The 2,999-nt window shown below is 39.9% G+C and carries 1 protein-coding gene; it reads left to right on the plus strand.

The window, feature by feature from the left end:
- Positions 1 to 245: 245 nt before the first annotated feature.
- Positions 246 to 2,999, plus strand: a 2,754-nt coding sequence (locus ACFIQE_RS09345; RefSeq protein WP_375706466.1) for an autotransporter outer membrane beta-barrel domain-containing protein, incomplete at its 3' end; no start/stop codon positions are given.

Consider the following 2,999-nt stretch of genomic DNA (forward strand, 5'->3'; position numbering starts at 1 on the left):
TGTCACTTATCAGCATAGATTTAAGAAAATTGGTTTTTCTGGAACGAGTTTCTCTGCTGGATTGCGCCACCTTTTTTAGCGATACATAAACTATATAGTAACTTATATATAAGTATATAGTATTGTATTAAGTATTAAATTAAATATTTCATTTTATATTTATTGTATTTTGAGAAATTTATTAGCTTAATATAGATATTATTCTTCAATGAATAGAAGTAGGGGAATAGGAGGCGGCAAGAGTTATGATTTATGTATTTCATAAATATGTATTTTTATGCAACGTTACAACAGCTATTCTTTATTTTTTGCAGGTTACGTATGTTAATGCTGCAGGATCTTCAAGTGATGCAGGAGGGGCATTTTATAAATGCGATGATAGAAAAACACACTTTCTTGCAGATAAAATCTATTACTTAAAAAGTTCTCAAGAGACGTCTGCTCATATTGCACCTATTGCAGCTATATATGTAGAAAAAGCAGGCACTATTGTTAATGCCTCTCAGATAACAGTTTTTGGCGATGATCCAGATAAAATATCTGCGTATGGGGCGTATGTAAGAAATGGTGGAAAAATTAATTTAATAGCTTCAGATTTTAAGAATATACCTGCTCTTCGTGCTCAAAATGCCGTTATTAGCATGACAGTAGGGGAAATTAAGGGGACTTCACATGCTATTTATGCATGGGGGAGAGGAACGGATATTGCTTTAGTGAGTGTGAATATCAATATTGAGCCAGATAATTTGAATGTAAAAGGGATCGGTATTATGAGTGGTTTTGATGCAATGGTTAAAATGACAGACGGTACCGTTAATTTTAACCAGATTGGCTCATTTTCAACTCGATTTGGGGGGCATTATATTCTTGATACTATGGGGATTACGGGGCAAGGAAGGAGGGAGGAAACTTTAACAGATGGTGATGGAGCTATGGGGGTATTGCCAGAAGCTTTTGAGGTTTTTCAAGGTGGTGACGTTCATTTGAAAAACAATTTTATTCAGCTGAACCATATGCATGCATTCTTGATGAAAAACTTTTCAGGTTATGTAAATGATAATGGTAAGTTAATTCAAAAATATATTTCACCAGATGGCTTTAAGAATACAAATATTAAGATAGAAAAAAACAATATTTCTGTTCAGGGTGAGGGAGTATATGGACTGTGCTTTAATGTTTTAGCTCCAGAAGAACTTGCTAAAATGTTGAGGCAACGAGATGATGAAAAAATTTTAGAAACCAAAAAAGTTATCACGGGGAGGGCATTTGTTTATTTATCAGAGACAAATATGACAGTTCCAGACGGGATTGCGATTTATGCGAAGGGGAATAAAGACTATGAAGTAAAAGGCACTCTTGAATTATCGGATGAAACAAAAATCTCTGGTGATTTGTTGCTAAAAGCTAAAAATAATGCTTCTCTATTGGTGAAAGCAAACGCTTCCTCTCTTACAGGAGGTACGCGTGTTGAGGGTAGATCGGTTATTGATTTAGAGTTAATTCGTTATTCAAAATGGTATCTTACTAAAAGTAAATACAACGGTTTACAGGAATCTGTTTCATCGCTTTCTTCTCTAAGTCTTTCCAATAGCACATTGATCTTTGATGAAGACAGTGGTTATCAAACGCTACGCATTGGAAAAAAAGCAGATATAGGTGCAGGAGATAAAATTCTCGCATCAAAAGATAAAAAAGTCTACAGTGCCGAGGGAAACGCTCAGATTAGGTTGAATGCATTTTTGAATGATGAGGGTTTGTTTAATCCCCAAAAGACGGATCGCATATTGATCTATGGGGATGTTTCTGGAACGACATTCGTTCATGTGCAAAATTTTCCAAAATATGCAAGTAAAGAAGTCTATGAGGGAAAAGATCAAAGCATTTCACTCATTCAAGTTGCTGGAACAGCGCAGGCAGGTTCTTTTCGACTCGCCAATGGTTATGATGATTATACTACGGTGAAAGGTTTTCCTTATCAATATCGTATTCGTGGTTATGGTCCAGGTTCGCCCTTTGGAGAAGCAGATGCTACGCAAAGATTAGTGGAAGGTGAGGGGGAATTTTGGGATTTCCGACTCGAAGGGGTTTATATTTCTTCTAGAATAGGTTCTTATAATGGTCCATTTGGTAAACCTTCTTCATTATCTCATCCTGTTAATCCTCCATCTTCTCCCCCCAATTCACTTTCTACGTCGTTGATATCTGACTCTCCTTCTTCTACGTCCTCTGCTCCTGTCGATCCTCCCCCTCCCGATCCACTTTCTACGTCGTTTATGTCTGACCCTCCTTCTTCTACGTCCTCTGATTCTGTCGATCCTCCCCCTTCCGATCCACTTTCCACATCGTTGACATCTGACTCTCCTTCTTCTACGTCCTCTGCTCCTGTCGATCCTCCCCCTCCCGATCCACTTTCTACTTCGTTTGTGTCTGACCCTCCTTCTTTTACGTCCTCTGCTCCTGTCGATCCTCCCCCTCCCGATCCACTTTCTACTTCGTTTGTGTCTGACCCTCCTTCTTCTACGTCCTCTGATCCTGTCGATCCTCTCCCTCCCGATCCATTTTCTACGTCGTTTATGTCTGACGCTCCTTCTTCTACATCCTCTGATCCTGTTGATCCTCCATCTTCTCCTCCCGATCCACTTTCTACGTCGTTGACATCTGACTCTCCTTCTTCTACGTTCTCTGCTCCTGTCGATCCTCCCCCTCCCAATCCACTTTCTACGTCGTTTATGTCTGACCCTCCTTCTTCTACATCCCCTGATCCTGTTGATCCTCCCCCTCCCAATCCACTTTCTACGTCGTTTATGTCTGACCCTCCTTCTTCTACGTCCTCTGATCCTGTCGATTCTCCACGCCCTGATCCACTTTCTATGTCGTTGCCATCTAAGCCCTCTGCTCCGGAGGACACTTCATCTCTGGATACTGTTTCTCCTCCTTCTGTCCCTGTTGAACCAAAGCCTTCTCAGTCCTCTGATCCTTTAGATCCTTCATCTAATCTC

The organism is Bartonella sp. AA1HLJMS (assembly GCF_042197445.1).
Lineage (GTDB): Bacteria > Pseudomonadota > Alphaproteobacteria > Rhizobiales > Rhizobiaceae > Bartonella.